Raw genomic sequence first — 21,313 nt, forward strand, 5'->3', positions numbered from 1 at the left:
CGATTAAGCTCTATGCGCCCGAATCGTCGTCCCGGACACTGCCAAGCCAGTAACCGTCTCGGAACTTGTCTTGTAAAAAGTGAAGCAACTCTTTTTCAGGCACAGCTTTGGAAAAGTAAAAGCCCTGGGCATAATCGCAATGATGCTGGCGCAGCACCCTAAGCTGCGCACTGCTTTCGACACCCTCAGCAACCACTTTCAAATCCAGCTTATGCACCATCGCTATGGTTGAGGTAATAATCTGGAAGTCGGCATGGTTATCCAGCATGCCGAACAAAAAGCTTTTATCAATTTTAATGGTATCAACCGGCATCTGTTTCAAATAACTCAAGGATGAATAACCGGTTCCAAAGTCATCAATCGCAAAACCAAACCCCATGCTTTTCAATGCATGCATGCTAGCCAGGGTTTCAGCAACATTTTTTACCAGCGTACTTTCGGTCAATTCCAGCTCAAAATTACTGGCGGCAAGCTGATACTTGCTCAACTGTTGCTGCAGAAAGTCGGATAACCCCGGATCGGCTAACTGATCAGCAGACAAATTAATGGCAATTTTTAAGTTGTGATACCCCCGTTCGACCAGTTGCCGGGCAATCACAAAGCAACGTTCCATCACCCAATAGCCCAAAGGCACCATTAAATGCGAGTTCTCAATAACCCCAATAAAATCATCTGGCGGTACCATCCCCCGCTCGGGGTGTTGCCACCGTAATAAGGCTTCAAACCCATACAGTTTGCCACTGGCAACGTTAATTTGAGGCTGTAAACTCAAGCTGAACTCTTGCCGCTCCAGCGCTCCCCTTACTTCATTTTCCAGTTGCAGCCGATAGGCAAAAGCACGATACATTTCTGCGGTGTAATGATGCCAACTATTGCCACCTTTTGCTTTTGCCTGGTACATGGCCAAATCAGCCTGACGGATTAAATCCTCAGTCGGCGTCGCACTATCGGCGGTGCAGCTGATACCAATACTGGTGCCAATCAGAAAATCTTCACCCAGTACAGTCATGGGCTGACTGAAGACCTGCAACACAGCCTGAGCCACTCGTGCGGTTTCCTCTTCATCAGCCATTTTTGATAAAATAATGACAAACTCATCACCACCAAAACGGCAAACCGTATCGGAGCTATGAATGCAGGCCCGTAAGCGGGTCGCGGCTTCAATAAGCAATTGGTCGCCCAGCTTATGTCCCCGGCTGTCATTGACTTTTTTAAACTGGTCCAGGTCCATAAATAGCAAGCCAACCAGGCCAGGCGCTTCATCCAGAGCTGCCAGTGCCTTTTTTAACTGATATTGCAGCATATTGCGGTTGGGCAAACCGGTTAGTAAATCATACATCGCAATATTTTCCAGCTCTTGCGTATGCAACTCTACCTGTTCATTTAAAGCTTCCAGTTGCCAGCTTAGTTTTAATGTCGCCTCATTGAGATTATCCACTTCATCACTAAAAAAAGCCGTTTTACGTTCACTGGCTGCCCGGAAACGACTGAACTCACGATTGGCTAACAGAGGCAAACGAGCAGCCAGGGTCATTAATCGTGCACTCAGTCGCTTGGTAATTGCATAGGTCAATAAAGCCAGTAAAACAAACGCCAGCAGAGCAATTAAAATAATACGTAGCTGATAGCGCTGATTTGCCTTCGCATAACTGGTAATGTCTTCGATCAAAATTAAGTGAAACTGACGCTCATGCCGATCATCCAGCAGTTGCATTTGAGCAAAATAATGACGATTGCCCGCGCGCAAGCGCAACCCCTGGCTGCTGATACGATCCACATCCAGCAACTGCGGCAGCTCACCATACAAATCACTGAGCAGCGAAGTATTGGAACTGGATAATAGCTGAATATCAGACGGCCGGGCCGTGCTACTACGCTGATGACTGACGATAGCAACCTCGGCCTGCAAAGAGCGGTTCAGATAAAATAGAATATCCACCAAGGTGGTGGTCATCGCAATCACGGCAATATTGTCATCGTCCAGCAACAGTGGAAATACCAGTGATTTTACACAATACTGTTCGCATAGAATTTTGCTTTGAGGCTCTTGCCGGACAAAGGCTTGCTCTACCAAATCATCAATGGCGGCAGGAATCACTGCTGTGCTTTGATACAGCACCACATCGGCATTAGAGTACAACCAAACATTATCAACATTTAAATGCAGATGTAAGGTTTCAATTTGCTGCGCCAGCGCCCGCTTAAAATCAGCCAGGCCAGAATCCTGCTGCGACACCAGGCTAATCTCGGCAAAAGACTCTACCCAGATCCTTAACTGATTCTCAATCAGTTGGTTGTACTGACGAAACTGCTGCTCACCAAGCACACGCTTGTGCTGTTGTTGCTGATAGAATTCATCCTGCACCCGCATTAATGAAAAACTGGTTAAAGCAGATGCCATAATAAAAAGCACCAGCAACATCACCAGCAGCAGTTTCCATGGCAAACTAATAAAACGACGCATCTGTTAAAACCAGTACATGAGCTGTACGGCCCAAAGTTGCCAGTATGGCTGTCGGTTTTTATCCAGCTCCGGTACAATAACCGGAGCTAACCGTCCCGTTCCATGAACCCAGTGATGCTCCAACTGCAATCGGACACGTGGTGCCAGCTCTCTGCTGGCAGCCAGCATAAAACTATGCTGATAGCCAAAGTGTTCAGGGACCATCCCCTGACTAGCCTCGGCCAGTTGCCGCCCTTGGCGATCATCTTTATTTGCCACAAAATAATCCATAGTTGCATTAAAGCGTAGCTTTGAGTTTAGCTGATAGCTCCCCTGAAGATAGCCTCCCTGGCCAAACTGTTGCACCTCAAATGCCGGCGAAAAAAAGCCTCGCGTATCCATCCGCTCCTGAAAAATCTCAGATACCAGTTGCCAGCGCTCCTGCTGATATTGTGCATTAAACATAACGCGTTGCACCACAAAGTCAGCATCCCAAAAATCATCACCTTCGGCCCGACGAAAGCTGAACTCAGAATCCAGTAAAGAAATACCCAAGGTCCAGTTACTAAGCTCAGGTTGCCAAAACATACTGGCCTGATGCACATATTTTTGCTGTGATTTCCCAAGCACTGACTCGCCAAGCAATAATGAAGTCTGCTTATCAGACAAGGGCGTGGCACCCAAACTCCAGTTAAGCTCCCAGTGCCCAACGGCCGAGTTCACACGAGCTTTTAGTGCGACACCATCACTGCTAACCGCAATATCCCGAAACGCATCAAAATACACCGATTGCGGCAATACGATACTTGGCCGGGTTAACGGCACATCGCGAGTACTTGAATACAGCCAGTGCTGGTTCTTAAAACGACCGGCATAAGCATTGATTTGCCAATCCAGTTGGCTCATCAGTGACCAGTCTACAAACAGATAATCCAGCTTTAAGCCATCCGGATATCGGTTACCACCATCCAAATACACCACTTGACCGGCCAGGCGGAAACTTGGTTGTAACTGCAACGATGCATTCAGCCCTACTTCGGTTAATGCAAACGAGGGATCACCACTTCGATTAATAAAATTACTTTTATCCGCCTGGATCATGCCTTGCGCCATAAAGCCATGCCATTGCCATTCCTGTGCCTGACCTGAAAAGGCCATGCCACCAAACAATGCGGCAATAAAGCCATACAGAAGTGGCTGAAAGGAAGCAACAGCCTGGCGGAGTGGATTAAAGTATTTCAATGATACGAACCCCTGTTTCATCTGCACTGATCGATCGGTAGCCTATGCTGCCTGGTGTCTGTTGAATCATCTGTACCAACTCAGCCTCTGAACTCACCAACTGTGGCCTGGTACCAATCCCTGAAAAGCTTAAGCGATTCCAGATATTATCCAACTGATAAGGAAACATTCGCAGTTGCTGCTTGCAAAAATTCTGATGCACCAAGTGATCATTGCTTAGCACATAAACACGCACAGCCGTGCCGTCCGGCCACTGAGTTTGTCGCATACTGAATAGTGCCCGAAGCTGTGCCGGGCTTAGCTGCTGCAACTCGACGGACGGGTGTGCTATCACCTGGACAGCATGGCAGTCGACACTGAGAAAGAATAAACTAATGAGGAAAAAATATTTAATCATGCTGCACCAGTATCAGAGCTCCCAATGGCATTAAAGTCCCTGAGTAAGCCATAGACCCTGAATACATGTGAAACGGATTCGTGTACAAACAGCTGACCATTCGTCCTGCTGGCAGGATCTGTCGTACGCACCCTGTCATTTCATAGTAAAATCAACCCTATATCAAGTTGGATCATAGTTTTATTCGTTTATCATCATGTCCCTGCAGGAAATAATAGATGCAAGCTGCGCTTTTTGTACAGTTTTCAAGCAACTCCATGCAGCAGGTTTGGCATTCCCTCAATGGACTGCGTATACTGAGGAACTAAAGGCAGTCCAATCATCTGGGAGTAGTACTCCTGCAAATGAAACGGACCTGAACAGACATCTGAATCGTGATTCTCTGCGTACTGACCAGCCAACCCTTACGACTTTTAGGCAGAAAACCCAATGCGCTATACCAACAGCCAAAACTTCCAACACCAACAACAAGATAAAGTAGGCGTCCTGCTAACCAACCTGGGCACACCCGATGCCCCTACCCCGAAAGCACTCAGGCGTTACCTTGCTGAGTTTTTATCAGATCCGAGAGTGGTTGAAGTACCACGGCTGCTCTGGTGGCTCATACTGCATGGAGTGATCTTACGTATACGCCCCCGGCGTTCAGCGAAAGCCTATGCCACTGTTTTTACTGAGCAAGGCTCACCATTACTGTTCCACACAGAGCGGCAGTGCACAGCGATTCGTAACCAGTTGTTCGCACAAGGACATCAGAACCTGGAGGTTGCCTTTGCCATGCGTTACGGTAATCCCAGCATGCAAAGTGTGCTGAACGATCTGTTTGACAAGGGGGTAAGGAAGCTGGTGGTGTTGCCACTCTACCCGCAGTATTCAGGCTCTACCAGTGCGTCCACCTTTGATGCCATTGCCCGCGATTTTACACAACGTCGTTGGTTACCGGATTTTCGTTTTATCAGTCATTACCATGACTTTCAACCTTACATCGCTGCGGCTGCTCAACAGATCAAGTCGTTCTGGCAACAACATGGCCGCCCGGAAAAACTGCTGTTTTCCTACCATGGCATACCAAAGCGCTATCTGCTAAATGGCGATCCCTATCACTGCGAATGCTATAAAACATCACGGTTAATTGCCGAGCAATTAGGCCTTACCGATGCAGATTACCTGACTTGCTTTCAATCACGCTTTGGGCGGGAAGAGTGGCTAAAGCCATACACCGACGAGACTTTAAAAAGCCTGCCAGCACAGGGCGTGAAACATGTTCAGGTTTTTTGTCCCGGTTTTTCTGCTGATTGCCTGGAAACCATTGAAGAAATTGGTGAAGAAAACAAGGAATACTTTCTGCATGCCGGAGGTGAACACTACCAATACATTCCTGCCTTGAATGATAACCCGGAGCATATTGATGCCTTGTGCCAATTAATTGAACAGAACCTGGCTCATTGGCAGTTAAAAAGCGATCCGGAGCGCCAACAAAGAGCCCGCCAGTTGGGTGCTGAAAATTAACCTGATGGCAGAGAAACGTTATGTCGCCGCGGATAGAGCCTAAGTTTGGTTCAGCCCCCCTGCTAAAGCGCAAAGATTTCGGTGGTCCGGCTGAGGCTCGCTCTACTCTCTCAGTTCGTGCCACTCGCCGCTGGTGGCCCTGGTTATTGCCAGTGACTATTGTCCTGCTTGCAGTACTACTATGGCAGGAGGTGCAAACCAGCTTTTATCAGGCGCATTTCCTGCATCGTTATGCGCAGCAACTGGAAAGCAAGGTGATAAAAACCGGTTCCACGGCCATTCGCTACCCTGCTGATGGCCCTTACAATCAACAGCGAGGCTACAGCCTTGCTCCGGAGTGGCAACGCTCACTGGCTGCACATGGTTTTATGATCACAGAGCAAAGTGAGTTCTCCCCCAGTTTGATGCGTTATACCCGGTTTGGTTTCTATCCGCCTTACCAGGAAAAACAACAAACGGGTTTGCATATGCAGGATTGCCAGCTGACGACGATTTACCGCTTTGATTATCCGCAACGTCAGTTTGACTCTATGCAGCAGATGGCACCGATTTTGCCGCAGTTACTGGCTTTTATCGAAAATAAGAGCATCTTATCAGCGCAATCAACTTATCATAACCCAGCAATAGAATGGCCGCGATTAGGAGCGGCGGCACTGAGCCAGGCCCAGCAATGGTTGGGTAACAATGATGCTGCTGCAGGTGGTGGTAGCACTTTGGCTACTCAACTGGAAAAATACCGCCATTCCGCATCAGGCCGTACCAGCAACATGAGCGAAAAATTCCGACAGATGCTCTCGGCCAGTGTTCGTGCCTATCAGATATCACCGTCTACCGAAACTCACCGTCAGCAGTTGCTGCTGCATTACATCAATACCGTCCCACTGGCTGCTGCGCCTGGCTTTGGCGAGGTGCATGGCTTGCCGGATGGCCTTTGGGCCTGGTTTGGTGCTGACTATCAGCACAACAATCAGTTGCTCACAGAGCTGGATATCAATCAGGAAACCGCTCTCGCACTAAAACAAGTGCTGGCATTGATGATTGCGCAACGCCGCCCATCTTTTTACTTAGTGCAAGGTCGGGCTCAGCTCGAACAGCTTGTTCATCTGTATCTGCAACTCCTTGGTTCTGATCATTATCTGCCACCCGAGCTGGTGCAATTGGCTCTGACAACACCACTAGAATTTACTCCTAAGGGCTGGCTGCCACTGCAACAAAATCACGATGCTAAAGCCAGCCAACTGCTGCGCCAGCAACTGTCACCTATGCTCCAGTTGCATCCATACGATACCGACAGGCTCGATTTACGGGTAGAAAGTAGCGTGTCCCTCTCTTTACAACAACAAATAGGCTACTTCCTGCAACAGCTAAGAGATCCAGCCGTAGCGGCTCAACATGGCCTGATTGGACACAGGTTACTATCCGCCCAAGACAGTGCACACATCGAATACAGCTTCGTGCTGTTTCAACGCCAGGAAAACGGTTATCAGTTGCGGGCCCAGACAGACACTTCTGCCACAGCTTTTGATTTAAACAGTCAGAGTAAACTGGAATTGGGATCTACCGCCAAACTGCGGGTATTGGTTACTTACCTGGAAATTATTGCCGAGCTGTATCAACGCTACGCTGGTGAAGCGGTACAGGAACTGCAGCTGTTAACCATAGCACCACAGGACCACATCAGTCGTTGGGTGATCGATCAATTACTGCTGAAACCTGACATGGAGCTGACCGATTTACTGCAACTGTCCCTGCAACGTCGCTACAGCGCCAACCCGGCAGAAAGCTTTTTTACCGGAGGAGGATTGCACAGCTTTGGCAACTTTATGGCTGAAGACAACAGCCGAAATCCAACCATACTGGAAGCAACCAGAGAATCCATCAATCTGCCATTTGTCCGTTTATTGCGCGATATCATTAATTACAGCACTTACCATAAAGACACTCAGGGTGACCGACTGCTTGAAAGCGATGACGACACCCGTCGGGCAGCTTACCTCAGTAGCTTTGCCGAGCGTGAAGGAGCCAGTTACCTGCAGCAATTCTGGCGCAAGCATCGCCAGAAATCATCAGAACAACGCTTGGAGATGTTATTGCAAACGGCCCGTCAACGCCCGGATCGCATGGCGGCCATTTATTTATGGTTGTATCCGGATGCCAGCCCCGAGCAACTGACACGCTTTTTGGAAAGAGAGTCCGCAGGCGGTGTAAGTAGCCAACAATTGCAACGCTGGTATCAAAGCTTTGCCGCACGCAAGCTTAGCTTACCGGATCAAGCGTACCATGCCCGGCTCCACCCTTTGGAGCTTTGGCTGGTAGGGCAGTTGCTAGAAAGACCTGATCTGAGCTGGGCGGAACTGCTGGCAACGAGCAAAGCTGAGCGACAAGAAGTGTATCAATGGCTGTTTCGCACCCGTCATCGCAGCGCCCGCGATAATCGCATCAGTATCATGCTGGAAGTAGAAGCCTTCTGGGATCTGCATTACCGCTGGCAGCAACTTGGTTACCCTTTTGATTATCTGGTTCCCTCGCTGGCTACCGCTTTGGGCAGCTCTGGCGACAGGCCGGCTGCCTTGGCCGAATTAATGGCCATTATTATGAATGATGGTCTGCGTTATCCCAGTCAGGTGCTGCGAGCCGCCACCCTGGGTGAGAATACGCCTTACCACACCCGTTGGGAGCAAGCTACCAATCAGGGTAGCCGGGTTATGGAACCAGAAGTTGCAGCCACACTGCGCTGGGTATTAAGTGAAGTTGTGCGGGACGGGACTGCACGACGCTTGCAGGGTATGTATCAGCAGCTTGGTATCAGCGGCGGAAAAACAGGTACGGGCGATAACAGAATCACTACAGTTGATAGCCGGGGTAACCGCTTAGATCAGCGCAGCCTAAACCGCACTGCAACCTTTGTGTTTTATCTGGGACCAGATTATTTCGGCACCTTAACCGCATACGCGGCCGGAGCTCAGTCTGAACAGTTGCGCTTTACCTCGGCCTTGCCGGTGCAAGTTCTCAAGAGCCTGGAGCCGGTGTTGTTACCTCACCTGCTTCAAAACAATTGCACACTAACAGCAAGCAATACCGATTAAGGCTGCTTGATGCAGTTAGCGTAAAGCTCTGCTCAATTGCGCATAATCCTGCATCACCCAGTCCGCATTCACAGCGTACTGCTGATTACTCGCGTTAAGTAACAGGCAAGATTGAGCGCCAGCATTGGCTGCTGTAGACAAATCAAAGTGAAAGTCTCCGACATACAACAGGCGATGCATGGCGGCCTGATAATGAGTAGCAATGCGTTGCAACCCCTCAGGATCCGGCTTTGCCGCGCAATCTTCCCGCGTCAACACCAGCGAGATTGGAATACCAAGCTTATCAATCATCAACTCAGTTGCTGCACGCATATTACGGGTCAGTATGGCCGTAGCGATGCCACTCTGCTGTAACTGCAGCAAGCAATCCAGCACGCCTGGGAATAATGTAGAGTTTTCTGCTGCTTGCATCTCATGCCGATAAATAACCTCAGCAGCATGTTGCCGGCTGGCATCATCCGGCAACATCGCCAGTGACTGCAATAAATCACAGCCGTCTTGCCAACCCAGTTCCTGACGAATGGCGGCTAAATTCAACGGACTATCAACCAGAGTCCCATCCAAATCAAAGGCCACCACATCAAACTTGGCACGTAAAAAAGGTGTCAGCATCCGCATTCTCAATTGAACCCATCGATTATCTGGTTGACACCCGCGCGCTTAACGATTGCCAAACAACCATTGCCAGAAACTGCGTTTGCGCAAACGATGGTACTCAATACGCAACTGGTCAATTTGTAGCAACTGCTGCTCAGCCTGCGCCAGCTCACCAGCCAGGATGGCCTGTTCAATAGCATCCAGCTTTGCTGCCACTTTTTTAAAGCCTTCGACAAATTTTTCAGCCAGATCATCACGCATTGGGGCTTGTTTCGCAGCAACCATGCCCTGCTGCATCTGCTGTACATATTCTAGCCGTTGTGCAGCTGATTCTGCTTCAACTGCTTGTCGGTATTGAAATGAAAAGGTTTTCATAATCACTTCCAGGCTCTCAGACTGCGAGGTATACGCAGAGAGCGGAGCGCTACAACACAACAGAGCCAGCAACAGCACCGGGTAGCTAAATTTCATACCATTTCTTCTCCTGAGTTTTCTACAAAGATCCTACCATGCCAGTTCCTTCAAGCCTAGCGCGAATGAAACTGATATACTCTGCAACAGAAACTATCAGGAACCATCCATTATGCAATTTCCAGACGATGCCAATGGCGATATGTTGCAACTGCTTGTTGAGTCAGGCTTTGTGTTACATCAAGCAACCGAACTAGATTTTTACGTGTTTTTTAAACGACAGGACAAGGCAGAAGCGGCCCAGACCGCCCTTAGCCTGCAGTTCCCTGAGGCCAGTTTGCAACTGGCATTAGATGCCGCAAGTCAGTGGGAGCTGAAGATAAGCCAGTTGCTCCCTCTTTGCTACGAAGCTGTCACAGCCTTTGAAACTGAGCTGGAAACTTTAGCAAAAAAGTTCGCCGGCAAATACGATGGCTGGGGCGTGCAAGAACCTGACGAGCAGACTTAAACCTCGGTTTGGGTAGCCTGGCGCTGATAATATAGGATCAAAACGATTAAATAGAGCTGCAATAAAGCAGTACCCAGCAACCCAAGCAAAGCCTGCCATTCCAAGTATTTTTCAGTGTACACATAGAGTGCCAGATTGCCTACAGCAAAGGCACTCCAACTAAGAGCGGACACCCCGGCAGCGTTTTTAACCCGCAACAAATGGATAATTTGTATCATGGTTGCTGCCGGAAAAATAATAGCAGGGATCATCCCCACCCAGTGGATCCAGTTCATTGGCTATCACCTGTCATTTATTTTGCTAAAAGCTGAAAAGCGTAGTGGCTTTGTTCCGGCTGATGCCGAAAAGTTAAGCTTCGAAAATCAAAGTTTTGCCAATAGTCAGGTTGCAGTAAAGGGAGGTATTGCTGCACATTGTCACTGGATATCACCTCTAGAGCGAAAGCGGGGCTACCAGCTAACTTACCTGCTGGCAGGGCACCTTGCCAATGATCATAAACCGCCACCATTGCCCAGGCTCCCATCATGTAATGCCCTCCGACACTGGCACTCAATTGACCATTTTGAATGGCTGCAATGCCTTCCGGCAACCAGTCAAAACCGCCGATGCAGTACGAGGCTGACTCTGTGGCCTGCTCATTTAGCATGTCCAGAACCCCAAGCGCTATCCAATCAGATGCAGCCCAGATCACACTGGTTTTCGGATAACGCCTTAGCAATTGCTGGCTTTGTCTGGCTGCAAGATCACGCTGCCATTGTGAGTAGACCAATTGCTGAAAACGATAATCCGGGTCATGCCGGCTTAACTCAACAATCATGCGTCCGCGCTCTTCAGACTCGAAACCATGAGCCCCATTCAATCCAATCACATCATGTCGCCCCGCTTTGGCTTGTGAACGGCAAGCCTCTAACAGAGCTTTGCTCAGGGCCAAACTGGCACGGGCATTGTCAAAATATATTTCAGCAATCCAGTTTGAATAATGCTGACCGGGAACACCAATGCTCATCTCCTCCGACGCCAGCAAAATTCGCTCAAAGGTGATAACCTTCAATTGAGGATAGCCTGCCAGCAAGTCCATCAAAGCCTTGGCTCCACCAGAGTATGGCTGAACCACTATGTAATGGGGCTGCTGCTGTTTAAGGTAAGACTCCAACTGTTGTAATTGCAATAAACGATTCCCATCACCGTAAATCACCTCGAGTTCCAGCCCCAGATCTTCAGATGCAATGCGAGCATATTGCTCTACATACTGAAAAAAAGGATCTCCGGCATGGGAAGGGGATACAAAAAGCACCTTGGGTGCAGCAAAGAGCACAGGCATAGACCCCAGGCTAAATCCCATGATAAGAAGCAATAATCGGCAATGACCTGACACTACAAAGTCTCCTTACGATTTGTGGTCTCTAGCCACTAAAAGCAACCCACAAACTGCGCCCGCTCAACACCAAAGTTGAAACCAAAACAACAGATGCAAGTACATTCTGACGCAAACCATTGCGGTACTTACCCAGTATAGAAGAGTTCGCTGCCAGCAACAGGATGAAAACCAACACCGGCAACAAAATACCATTGGCAACCTGAGCAAACCAGATCACCGACACTGGCCTTAAACCCAGCGAAGAAACCAGCACACCAATGCCGATGATACCAAGCCAGGTGGCTTTGAACTGAACGTTCGAAAGCTGGAGTATCCCTTTAAGCGCAAAGGCAGCAGCTAGCGGAGCCGTCACCGCCGATGACAGCCCGGCGGCTAACAAACCAAGTGCCATCAGGTAGGTGGCTGAGCGGCCAAACAGGGGCTCCAGCGACACAGCCAAATCCCCGGCATTTTCTATCGCCAAACCATGCCCAAAGTATGCCGTCGCAGCCGTCGATACCACAGCGACCGAAATTAGCCCTCCTAACGGGATGGACGTACGCAAATCCGCACTTGATGCTTGCAATGCCAGTGCTTTATCTGCCGTATTCTGCCATTTGCTGGCTGCACTGGCTGCATGCAGAAACAGCGAGTAAGGCACGACAGTCGTACCAATCAGTGCTATCACGGTGAGCGTGGCCCCACTCGGAATTGTTGGTATAAATACACCACGCAGCATGGCTGCATAATCAGGACGGGTTAAAAACATGGTGCTGATAAAAGCCAGGCTCATTAGCAGCACCAAAGCAATCAGACAACGTTCTATCAACCGGTAATTGCCACGCCATAGAACGGCTGCAGCAACAATACCAATCATCAGAGCCCATGGATTCAGGCCACTGTACTGGCGAATCGCCGAGATGAAGCGGGTATTTCCCCAGATGGCATCGGCCCCTAAACTGGCACCGCTAATGTTGCCACCTTGATAGGCACTGTTACCAATCACAATGGCAGCAATGACTAGCACAAATAACACGAATCGTAGCACGGGCTGTGCTACCAGCAAACGCAGGTTTTCGCCCAGCCCTTGTCCTGTCACAATACCAAGCCGGGCAGCCATTTCCTGCAAAATCATCGTAGCCAGTACAGAAAAAAACAGTGCCCAAAGCAAAGCATAACCGAAATTCGCACCAGCCAGCGATGCCGTTACCACTGTTCCAGGGCCAATAAAGGCCGCAGCAACCAGCGTTGCCGGACCAAGACGAAACCAAGAGCGCATACCGATGGATATCCTTACATCAAAGTGTTATCGCTTAGTATGCCGGCTCGCTGCGACAATGCAATTGCCAGGTGTGAATAGATGAGTAGTCCTAACATGGGCTGCTGAAAGAGCAAACTCAAAACACAAAACTGAAATAAAATGAAGCTGTTGGTTTTCCAATCAAACCTTGCTACATTTGAAGTGCCTTTGTACGAGCATGAGAGCACCTTTGCCTAGAACAGCCCTAACCTCGCTATTTCGTTGCGGCTCATTGCCTATCAAAGCATGGCTGATGTCCCTGCTGCTTGTATGCGTCCTGTCGGCTCAAGAACAGACCACAGATTGGCTAGAACAAGGCATTGATACTTATCTTATGCTGCTTTATACCTCACCCGAAGAGGCCTATCTGCAGTTGGATGCATTGCATGCTCAGGTCAATGATCAAACCGCCACGGATTCATTAACCCGCCTCTACGCCAGCTTCACACTGCACTACCTGCACACAGGTCAAACGGAGCAGGTTGAGCCGGCATTAGAGCGTTTACTGACTTACGCCAGGATACACGGCAGCACCGATAGCATGGTCGAAGCACTGGCAACAAAGGTAGAAGTATGTTTTGTTCAGCAACGTCTGAATGAGGCTTATCGGATCATAGTCGAGCTGGAGCCTTACCTTGCCCATGCGCAACAACCCAGGGTCCGCTATTACGCCAACAACCTGCTGGGGCGAATCTACATGCAGGATAATCATTTTGAACTGGCCAGTGAGCATTTGTACCGGGCGCTTGAAGCCGTTCAGGAGACGAATGATGATCGTACTCTGCTTCGCTCTACCTTTTTGTTGGGACAGTTAACCCGCCTGCATGCCGATATGAAAAACTGGGAGCTGGCTGAAGAACTGATGCAGCAAGCACTAAGCTATGCCGACCAGATAGCTTCCACGGAGTTTTTGGCCGACTATCTGCTACTCAAAGGATATATTGAAGGAGAACAGGGTAACCATGAAGCGTCTGCCCTCACCCATCATCAAGCCATTGTGCAAGCAGAAATTATCGACCGGCAAGATATTATCCTGCTCAGCCTGAACAACATAGGTGCATCCTATATCCTGTTGCATCAGTATGATGCTGCAATAGAGCCATTGCACCAGGCTAAAAAACTGGCCAAGGCGTTGGACGACGAGAACACCTACCAGTTGGTTTTATTGAACCTGGCTTATATTGACGTACAACAAGGCAGGACTGAGCAAGGTTTGACACAAATGCGCGAAAGCATTAACTACTTTCGTGAACATGCCAGACGCAGTGATCTGGAGCGCTTTTTAGGCGAGTTTGCCAATGCACTGCAACATGCGGGCTACCATCTTGAAGAAGCCGCAATTTTGCGCGAGCAACGCGATCTGAGCAATGAACTGTTTCAAAGCGACCGTCATAGAATACTCAGTGAAATGCAACAGCGCTTTCTGGCCCGCGAGCAGGCGCACCGTATACAACGGCTGGAACAAACCAATGCGTTGCAGGAACGCACCATAGAGAACAAGCAACTGCAAAACCGGTTGATTTTACTGGCTGCTTTTGCCACAGCTCTGGCTGGGGTCCTGATGTGGCAATTGTATCGAAAGGTCCGGCATACCAATCGCAGGCTGAAAGAAGCCAACAAGCAACTTGAATTTCAATCGTTACGCGATCCCCTCACAGGCTTGTTTAACCGGCGTTCATTCCAGCAACGCATGGCCAAGCGCTGGCAACACAAAGAACACCGCCATCATGGTCAAGAGCGTGATGCATTGATCCTGCTGGATATCGATCACTTTAAACAGATCAACGACCAACACGGTCATGCTGCTGGCGATGATATCCTGATAGAGGTTGCAAAACGTCTTAGCCAATCGCTACGACAACATGATCAGGCCATTCGCTGGGGCGGTGAAGAGTTTTTACTTTATTTGCACCGAATCAAGCCAAAAGATTTAAGCACCCTGGTCGAGCGCACCTTGTATCTGCTGGCCGAAAAACCATTTTTGGTCAATGGGCAATCCATAGTGGTCACCGCTACGGCTGGCTTTATTACCCTGCCATTTGACAACATTCCGGAAGAAAAACTGAACTGGGAAAAAGCATTGCAACTGGCCGATTTGGCACTGTATTCCGGCAAAGCAAAAGGGCGGAACCAGGCTTGCGGTGTCACCGGTCTTCGCGTACCTTTGGCTGATATCATGCAGTGTTTTGAGCAGGACCAGAGTCAACCTCTGACGCTGCAACAACTGACCTGCAGCACAATTGCCGGCCCTAGCGTCCATCGTACATAGTTGCCTCAACCTAAGGGAGAGCTCACAGGTGCAAGAAGAACTGCATATTAAAATCCGCAACCTCGAAGTCAGCGATTACCCACAATTAAAGCGCCTAATGGACCGGATCTATACCGATCTCGGTGGTGCCTGGCCCAGACATACCATTGAGAAACTAATCCAGGATTTTCCGGATGGCCAGGTCTGCGTGATAGATCACGATGACATTGTTGGCGTTGCCCTCTCGTTACAGGTGGATTACGACCGTTTCAGTAACCCACACACCTACGATGAACTGATCAGCCAGCGCATGACCATTCTGAATAACCCTCATGGTGATGCCCTCTACGGCCTGGATGTACTGATAGACCCGGATTACCGCGGCTATCGCTTAGGCCGCCGCCTTTACGAAGTTCGAAAAGAGCTGTGCCGCCAGCAGAACCTGCGAGCCATTTTAGCCGGAGGACGGATCCCAAACTTTCACCAATACGTTGATGAGATGTCGGCTGCCGACTATCTGGAGGCCGTAAAACGTCGGGAAATTTACGATCCTATTCTCACCTTTCAGCTGTCCAATGATTTTCAACTAAAGCGTTTACTGAAAAAGTACCTGCCTGAAGATGAAAAATCGCAAGGCTACGCCACCTTGCTGGAATGGAACAATATCTTCTACGAACCGCCTGGCCGCCTGATAGAGAGCCGTAAAACCCAGATTCGGGTAGGTGCCGTGCAATGGCAAATGCGTCAGGCCCGCTCAGTCGATGAAGTGCTGCAACAAGTGGAGTACTTTGTTGATGCTCTGTCTGATTATAAAAGTGATTTCGCCCTTTTCCCGGAGTTTTTTAATGCCCCCTTAATGGGCCTCTGTGACAACAAATCCAACCAAACGGAAGCTATTCGCTTTCTGGCTGGCTTTACTGAGCGTTTTCGCCAGGAAATGTCCAATATGGCGGTTAGCTACAACATCAACATCATTACTGGCTCTATGCCTTTATTGCTGGGAGATGACTTATTCAATGTCAGTTATTTATGCCGCCGTGATGGCACCGTTGACATGCAAAGCAAAATCCATATTACACCCCACGAGCGGCGCGACTGGGTCATTCAGGGTGGAGATACTTTGCAGGTGTTTCAGACCGATGCCGGCCGTGTTGGTATTCTGATTTGCTACGATGTCGAATTTCCAGAGCTTAGCCGCTTGCTGGCTGAACAAGACATGGATGTACTCTTTGTACCTTTTTGGACCGACACCAAAAATGGCTACTTGCGAGTACGGCACTGCGCCCAGGCCAGGGCCATTGAAGATGAGTGTTATGTGGTCATTTGCGGCAGTTGCGGCAACCTACCATCTGTCGATAATCTGGATGTACAGTATGCACAGTCGGCGGTTTTCTCCCCATCAGACTTTGCCTTCCCACACGATGCCGTGATGTCGGAAACCACGCCGAACACGGAAATGCTGATGTTTTCCGATCTGGATTTGGACCGTTTAACCCAAATCCGCAATGAAGGCTCCGTCACCAATTTAAAAGATCGACGCCATGATTTGTATCAAGTAAGCTGGCTTGGCACGAGTAAACCCAAAGAGAGCCCTTCGTCATGAAACTTTTAATCACCACCCTGGCGTTGCTGGCGCTGCATTGTTGGCTGGTACTTAGCCTGACAGCCGGGCTGCATACACTACCACTACTCTCCTTCTGGTTGGTACTTCCCGCAGTAGTGGCCGCCGGTATTAGTGTTTTTTTGCATTGTAAGTATTCGCTGAAAAAGTTGTTTCCGCTGGCTGCACTCCTTGTTCATCTACTGGCGTTACTGCCCTATGCCGGCCTGGTGACCAATCAGGCTGAAGGTGAACGCGCTGTGTTGATTCTGGCCATGGTTCCTTTGTATCAAAGCCTGGCGCTACTCATTGTTGGTCTTATCGATTATGTCCGACGTCGCGAGGCCACCAAACGGCTGGTTGCCCAGTAAAACAAGGGGAACACCACAAGCTCATCGTGTTCCGTCACAAAATCGGATACACTTAGCCCATGCGTGTTTATCCCTTTTTTCTATGCACAAAGATCATATTTATGCCGAACCATTGGCGCACATTCAGGATTTCCGCTTTGACGATCAGGTAGCCGACGTTTTTCCGGATATGATCCAACGTTCAGTCCCTGGCTATCAAAGCATTATTCAAACCATTGGGCAGCTAGCCAGCCGTTATCAGCAAGCCAACAGCCACTTTTACGATTTAGGCTGCTCGCTTGGAGCTGCCAGCTTAGCAATGCGGCGCAATATCAGTGCTGCTGGTTGTAAAATTATTGCCGTCGATAACAGCCCAGCCATGGTACAGCGTTGTCAGCGGCACCTCGAAGCCTTCCGCTCTGAAGTACCCGTTACTGTGCTCGAAGGCGATATTCGTGAAGTCGCGTTCGAAAACGCAGCCATGGTAGTCATTAATTTCACCTTGCAGTTCCTCGCTAAGCAAGACCGAAGCCCTTTATTGAAAAAAGTGTATCAAGCGCTCAAGCCGGGCGGCATTTTAGTCTTATCGGAAAAAATCATCAGCGCTCATAGCCGCAGCAATCAATTGTTGGTGGACTTGCATCACGACTTTAAACGAGCTAATGGCTACAGCGAGCTTGAGATCAGCCAAAAGCGCACCGCGCTGGAAAATGTAATGCAACCCGATAGCATCGCCGCACACCAACAACGATTAGAGCAGGTAGGCTTTACTGAGAGTACCGTCTGGTTCCAGTGTTTTAATTTCTGCTCCATGATTGCTTTTAAACAGCCCTGAGGCACCGATGACCGATTTGTTTACTCCTTTTTACCAGCAAATCGCTGGCAATCGCCTGGCACATTGGCTGCAAACATTGCCAGCACAACTGGCGCATTGGCAAAAAGAGGCTTTGCATGGCGACTTTCATCGCTGGCAAAAAGTACTGGCACAGCTGCCAGCAACCAAAGTTTCTAAAATAGAGCTTGGAGATACTATCACTCTCGGCTTGCCTGATGCGATTGATGATGGCCAACGCAAACGCATTGAGCACTTACTTCGTCAATTAATGCCATGGCGTAAAGGGCCTTTCGCAATTCATGGCATCCACATTGACACAGAATGGCGTTCAGACTGGAAATGGCAACGCCTGCTTCCCCATATTCAGCCGTTGGAAAATCGCTTTGTGCTGGATGTCGGCTGTGGCAGTGGCTATCATCTGTGGCGTATGCGCGAAGCAAATGCCGCCTTTGTAGTTGGCATCGATCCTTCGCAACTTTTTTACAGTCAATTTGAAGCCATTAAACACTTCTATCCAGATCCTAAGGTGCATCTGCTGCCCATAGGCTGTGACGAACTGCCTGAGCTGCAAGCCTTTGATACCGTGTTTTCTATGGGGGTACTCTACCATCGTCGCTCACCACTGGATTTTTTAAACCAATTAAAAATGCAACTGCGCCCAGGGGGGGAACTGGTGCTGGAAACACTGGTGGTTGAAGGCGATGAGCAGACGGTACTGGTGCCAGGTGATCGCTACGCTAAAATGCGTAACGTCTGGTTTATCCCAAGCAGTGCAGCTCTTTGTCATTGGCTTAAGCGATTAGGCTTTAAAAATCCACGGCAGGTGGATAGCAGTGTAACCAGCCTGACTGAACAGCGCGCCACGTCCTGGATGGAAAATGAAAGTTTAATTGATTTTCTCGACCCAAATGACCATAGTAAAACGATAGAAGGCTACCCGGCACCACTTCGTGCCGTGATTGTTGCTGAGCGTTAACTGCTAACGCCTACAGGAGAGTGACTCTTCCATGCCATATCGTCCAAAAACTACCATCGAACAATGGCGCATCTTACAAGCCGTTGTTGACGCCGGTGGCTATGCACAAGCTGCTACCCTCTTGAACAAAAGTCAATCCTCGCTAAATCATGCCGTCGCTAAATTACAAAGCATGCTTGGAGTGGAATTATTGGAAGTAAAAGGCCGCAAAGCCTTTTTAACTGAAGCTGGTGAAGTGATGCTACGCCGATCGCGCATGGTGACCCAGCAAATCGAAGATCTGGAACGGCTGGCCGACACCATAGACAAAGGCTGGGAGCCGGAAATCCGTATTGCCGTTGAGCTGGCGTACCCCAAGCAGTATCTTTATCAGGCCCTACTGCAGTTTTATCCCCAAAGCCGAGGCAGCCGGGTGCAAATCATTGATGCCGTGCTCACAGGTACAGCCGAGATCATCCGTGACAAACGTGCCGATCTGGTAATCACCGGCCTGATACCCAAAGGCCACCTTGGTGAACCCTTGTATGTGACCCGCTTTATTCCTGTAGTTGGTAGTCAGCATCCCCTGGCCGGCCATAGTAAGCTCGAGTTGGCAGAGCTGAGCCAACAACTGCAAATTGTCATTCGCGATACCGCTCAAAAGCCGCAAGAACAAGGCGGCTGGTTGAAGTCCGAGCAACGCTGGACCGTCGATAACTTTTACGAGGCCATCGAAATCTTGCAGTTGGGGCTTGGCTTTTGCTGGCTACCGGATTACACCGTACAAACCGGCTTACAAGACGGCAGCCTTAAAGTAGTGCAACTTGCCAGCGGTGGTGAAAAATTAGCCCCGATGGCTTTATTAAGCCCATACGAAGAACAACTGGGTCCCGGCAGCAAACTATTGCGGCAATGCCTGCTAAGCGCTCATCAATCCGAACAAACCAAGGAGAATCTATGCACGATCAACAGCTCAGGGACCTGATGGTTCAGTCAGCCGACGATGCCGTCAATTATGCCAAAGAAGAGTTCCAGCTTGAACTGGACTTTACCAGGTCCAGCCTGCTGCAACTGGACACTTTGATTTCAAACCTCCATCAGCGACAGAAAAAACAGGCCCATGCTCAGGACCTGCTGTTTACTTTGTGTACCATCCTGGGTGCTTACACTGGCGAAGTCTTTCGCCGAGAGTTGGGAGGCGAGTGGTTTCACGATAAAAGCAGCCAGGATGCACCTTACCTTTGCCTGACCTACCTGGATAAGGAATTTCCTTTTGCATCAATCGTTTACCATAAAATCATGCAAGACGACAGTATCAGTATTGCCAGCTATGTAGAGCTGGCAATATCAAATGCTACCCAGTAATGCTTTTGTCACAGGGATTATGCAGGTAAAATAGCGACCATTTTCAGCCCTTGTCCAATTGAGGAATGCCGTGAGCAACCAAAATCCATCCTTAAGTTACAAAGATGCCGGTGTCGATATTGATGCTGGTAACGCTCTGGTCGATCGTATTAAGGGTGCCGTCAAACGCACTCATCGCCCTGAAGTCATGGGTGGCTTAGGTGGTTTCGGTGCCCTGTGCCAAATCCCGGCAGGCTATAAAGAGCCGGTGTTGGTATCAGGTACCGATGGTGTCGGCACCAAATTACGGTTGGCGATGGATTTAAAGCGCCATCAAGGCGTCGGCATTGACCTGGTTGCAATGTGCGTCAATGATCTGATTGTGCAAGGTGCCGAACCGCTGTTTTTCCTGGATTACTACGCCACTGGCAAACTGGATGTAAATACCGCAGCGACTGTGGTTGAAGGCATTGCCGATGGTTGTGCTCAATCAGGTTGTGCTCTGGTAGGCGGAGAAACAGCAGAAATGCCAGGCATGTACCATGGTGATGATTACGACATTGCCGGCTTTTGCGTTGGCGTGGTTGAAAAATCTGAACTGATTGATGGTAGTAAGGTGCAAGCCGGTGATCAACTGATTGCCCTGGCCTCTTCCGGCCCACACTCCAATGGTTTTTCGTTAATTCGAAAAATTCTGGAAGTAAGCGGCCAGTCTCCTGACAGTGAGTTGGAAGGAAAATCCATTGCAGATCATTTACTGGAGCCAACCCGCATTTATGTGAAAAACTTACTGAGCCTGATCAAACAGCAACCGGTACACGCGCTATGCCATATTACCGGTGGTGGTTTTTGGGAGAACATTCCGCGCGTGCTGCCAGAGCACAGCAAAGCGGTGATAGATGGCACAAGTTGGCAATGGCCAGCGATTTTCAATTGGTTGCAACAACAAGGCAATGTCAGTACGCATGAAATGTACCGTACTTTTAATTGCGGTGTTGGCATGATCGTTGTGGTACCGGCAGAGACACTTGCAGCAACCCTGCAGTTGCTGCAGCAGGCTGGCGAAACAGCCTGGCATCTGGGCGAAATCCAACACGCCACCGCTGATGATGAGCGTGTGATTATTCGCTAAGG

At 49.4% G+C, this 21,313-nt stretch carries 19 protein-coding genes; 11 read left to right on the forward strand and 8 right to left on the reverse strand.

All coding sequences use genetic code 11. From position 1 onward, the window contains the following. Positions 1-10: 10 nt before the first annotated feature. From ABC502_RS10985 to ABC502_RS10995, 3 genes are read right to left on the reverse strand one after another with little or no spacing between them, the layout of a single operon-like run. The gene (locus ABC502_RS10985) at positions 11-2,464 is read right to left on the reverse strand and encodes an EAL domain-containing protein (protein WP_345915921.1); all 2,454 of its coding nucleotides are present in this window, start codon (positions 2,462-2,464) and stop codon (positions 11-13) included. Positions 2,465-2,467: 3 nt separating this feature from the next. After that, positions 2,468-3,685, reverse strand: coding sequence for a hypothetical protein (locus ABC502_RS10990; protein WP_330088232.1), 1,218 nt, complete (start codon positions 3,683-3,685; stop codon positions 2,468-2,470). After that, positions 3,672-4,082: a hypothetical protein gene (locus ABC502_RS10995; RefSeq protein ID WP_330088233.1), complete on the reverse strand. Its 411-nt coding sequence runs from the start codon at positions 4,080-4,082 to the stop codon at positions 3,672-3,674. The genes ABC502_RS10990 and ABC502_RS10995 overlap by 14 nt, the downstream gene beginning before the upstream one ends. 429 nt (positions 4,083-4,511) lie before the next feature. On the opposite strand from ABC502_RS10995, the gene hemH reads away from it, so the two are divergent. After that, complete coding sequence (gene hemH / locus ABC502_RS11000) at positions 4,512-5,588, forward strand: ferrochelatase (RefSeq protein WP_330088234.1); 1,077 nt, start codon at positions 4,512-4,514, stop codon at positions 5,586-5,588. 20 nt (positions 5,589-5,608) lie between these two features. Continuing rightward, positions 5,609-8,674 (forward strand): transglycosylase domain-containing protein, encoded by a 3,066-nt coding sequence (locus ABC502_RS11005; protein WP_345915922.1) that lies wholly within the window; start codon positions 5,609-5,611, stop codon positions 8,672-8,674. A gap of 15 nt (positions 8,675-8,689) precedes the next feature. On the opposite strand, the gene ABC502_RS11010 is transcribed toward ABC502_RS11005, so the two are convergent. Together ABC502_RS11010 and ABC502_RS11015 are read right to left on the reverse strand one after the other, a co-directional pair. Next, the gene (locus ABC502_RS11010; RefSeq protein WP_345915923.1) at positions 8,690-9,286 is read right to left on the reverse strand and encodes an HAD-IA family hydrolase; all 597 of its coding nucleotides are present in this window, start codon (positions 9,284-9,286) and stop codon (positions 8,690-8,692) included. A gap of 48 nt (positions 9,287-9,334) precedes the next feature. Continuing rightward, on the reverse strand, positions 9,335-9,742 hold the full coding sequence (locus tag ABC502_RS11015; RefSeq protein WP_330088237.1) for a cytochrome b562: 408 nt from the start codon (positions 9,740-9,742) through the stop codon (positions 9,335-9,337). A 112-nt stretch (positions 9,743-9,854) separates the two neighbouring features. Between ABC502_RS11015 and ABC502_RS11020 the strand changes: the two genes are divergently transcribed. Then, positions 9,855-10,190, forward strand: a complete 336-nt coding sequence (locus ABC502_RS11020; RefSeq protein ID WP_330088238.1) for a ribonuclease E inhibitor RraB — start codon at positions 9,855-9,857, stop codon at positions 10,188-10,190. Here ABC502_RS11020 and ABC502_RS11025 read toward each other — a convergent pair. From ABC502_RS11025 to ABC502_RS11035, 3 genes are all read right to left on the reverse strand, one after another. Continuing rightward, a complete protein-coding gene (locus ABC502_RS11025) occupies positions 10,187-10,465 on the reverse strand; it encodes a hypothetical protein (RefSeq protein ID WP_345915924.1) in 279 nt (92 codons plus the stop codon). The two genes, ABC502_RS11020 and ABC502_RS11025, sit on opposite strands and share 4 nt — an antisense overlap. 17 nt (positions 10,466-10,482) lie before the next feature. Beyond that, positions 10,483-11,511: an ABC transporter substrate-binding protein gene (locus ABC502_RS11030; protein ID WP_345915925.1), complete on the reverse strand. Its 1,029-nt coding sequence runs from the start codon at positions 11,509-11,511 to the stop codon at positions 10,483-10,485. An 82-nt stretch (positions 11,512-11,593) separates the two neighbouring features. Beyond that, positions 11,594-12,826, reverse strand: coding sequence for an Nramp family divalent metal transporter (locus ABC502_RS11035; protein WP_330088241.1), 1,233 nt, complete (start codon positions 12,824-12,826; stop codon positions 11,594-11,596). A gap of 274 nt (positions 12,827-13,100) precedes the next feature. Here ABC502_RS11035 and ABC502_RS11040 point away from each other — a divergent pair, with 274 nt between their 5' ends. From ABC502_RS11040 to purM, 8 genes are all read left to right on the forward strand, one after another. Next, positions 13,101-15,116 carry a GGDEF domain-containing protein gene (locus ABC502_RS11040; RefSeq protein ID WP_345915926.1) on the forward strand — a complete coding sequence of 672 codons (2,016 nt, stop codon included), beginning with the start codon at positions 13,101-13,103 and terminating at the stop codon, positions 15,114-15,116. A 28-nt stretch (positions 15,117-15,144) separates the two neighbouring features. Next, positions 15,145-16,698: a carbon-nitrogen hydrolase family protein gene (locus ABC502_RS11045; RefSeq protein ID WP_330088243.1), complete on the forward strand. Its 1,554-nt coding sequence runs from the start codon at positions 15,145-15,147 to the stop codon at positions 16,696-16,698. Continuing rightward, a complete protein-coding gene (locus ABC502_RS11050; RefSeq protein ID WP_330088244.1) occupies positions 16,695-17,066 on the forward strand; it encodes a hypothetical protein in 372 nt (123 codons plus the stop codon). Before ABC502_RS11045 ends, ABC502_RS11050 begins: the two co-directional genes overlap by 4 nt. Before the next feature lie 82 nt (positions 17,067-17,148). Next, positions 17,149-17,880, forward strand: coding sequence for a carboxy-S-adenosyl-L-methionine synthase CmoA (gene cmoA, locus ABC502_RS11055; protein ID WP_330088245.1), 732 nt, complete (start codon positions 17,149-17,151; stop codon positions 17,878-17,880). A gap of 7 nt (positions 17,881-17,887) precedes the next feature. Continuing rightward, the gene (cmoB, locus tag ABC502_RS11060) at positions 17,888-18,856 is read left to right on the forward strand and encodes a tRNA 5-methoxyuridine(34)/uridine 5-oxyacetic acid(34) synthase CmoB (protein ID WP_330088246.1); all 969 of its coding nucleotides are present in this window, start codon (positions 17,888-17,890) and stop codon (positions 18,854-18,856) included. 31 nt (positions 18,857-18,887) lie between these two features. Then, entirely contained in the window at positions 18,888-19,820 is a 933-nt protein-coding gene (locus ABC502_RS11065) for a LysR family transcriptional regulator (protein ID WP_330088247.1), read from the forward strand. After that, positions 19,793-20,200, forward strand: coding sequence for a hypothetical protein (locus ABC502_RS11070; protein ID WP_330088248.1), 408 nt, complete (start codon positions 19,793-19,795; stop codon positions 20,198-20,200). The genes ABC502_RS11065 and ABC502_RS11070 overlap by 28 nt, the downstream gene beginning before the upstream one ends. 70 nt (positions 20,201-20,270) lie before the next feature. Continuing rightward, positions 20,271-21,311, forward strand: a complete 1,041-nt coding sequence (purM, locus tag ABC502_RS11075; RefSeq protein WP_330088249.1) for a phosphoribosylformylglycinamidine cyclo-ligase — start codon at positions 20,271-20,273, stop codon at positions 21,309-21,311. The last annotated feature ends 2 nt before the right edge of the window (positions 21,312-21,313 follow it).

The organism is Alkalimonas sp. NCh-2 (assembly GCF_039631345.1).
GTDB lineage: Bacteria > Pseudomonadota > Gammaproteobacteria > Enterobacterales > Alteromonadaceae > Alkalimonas > Alkalimonas mucilaginosa.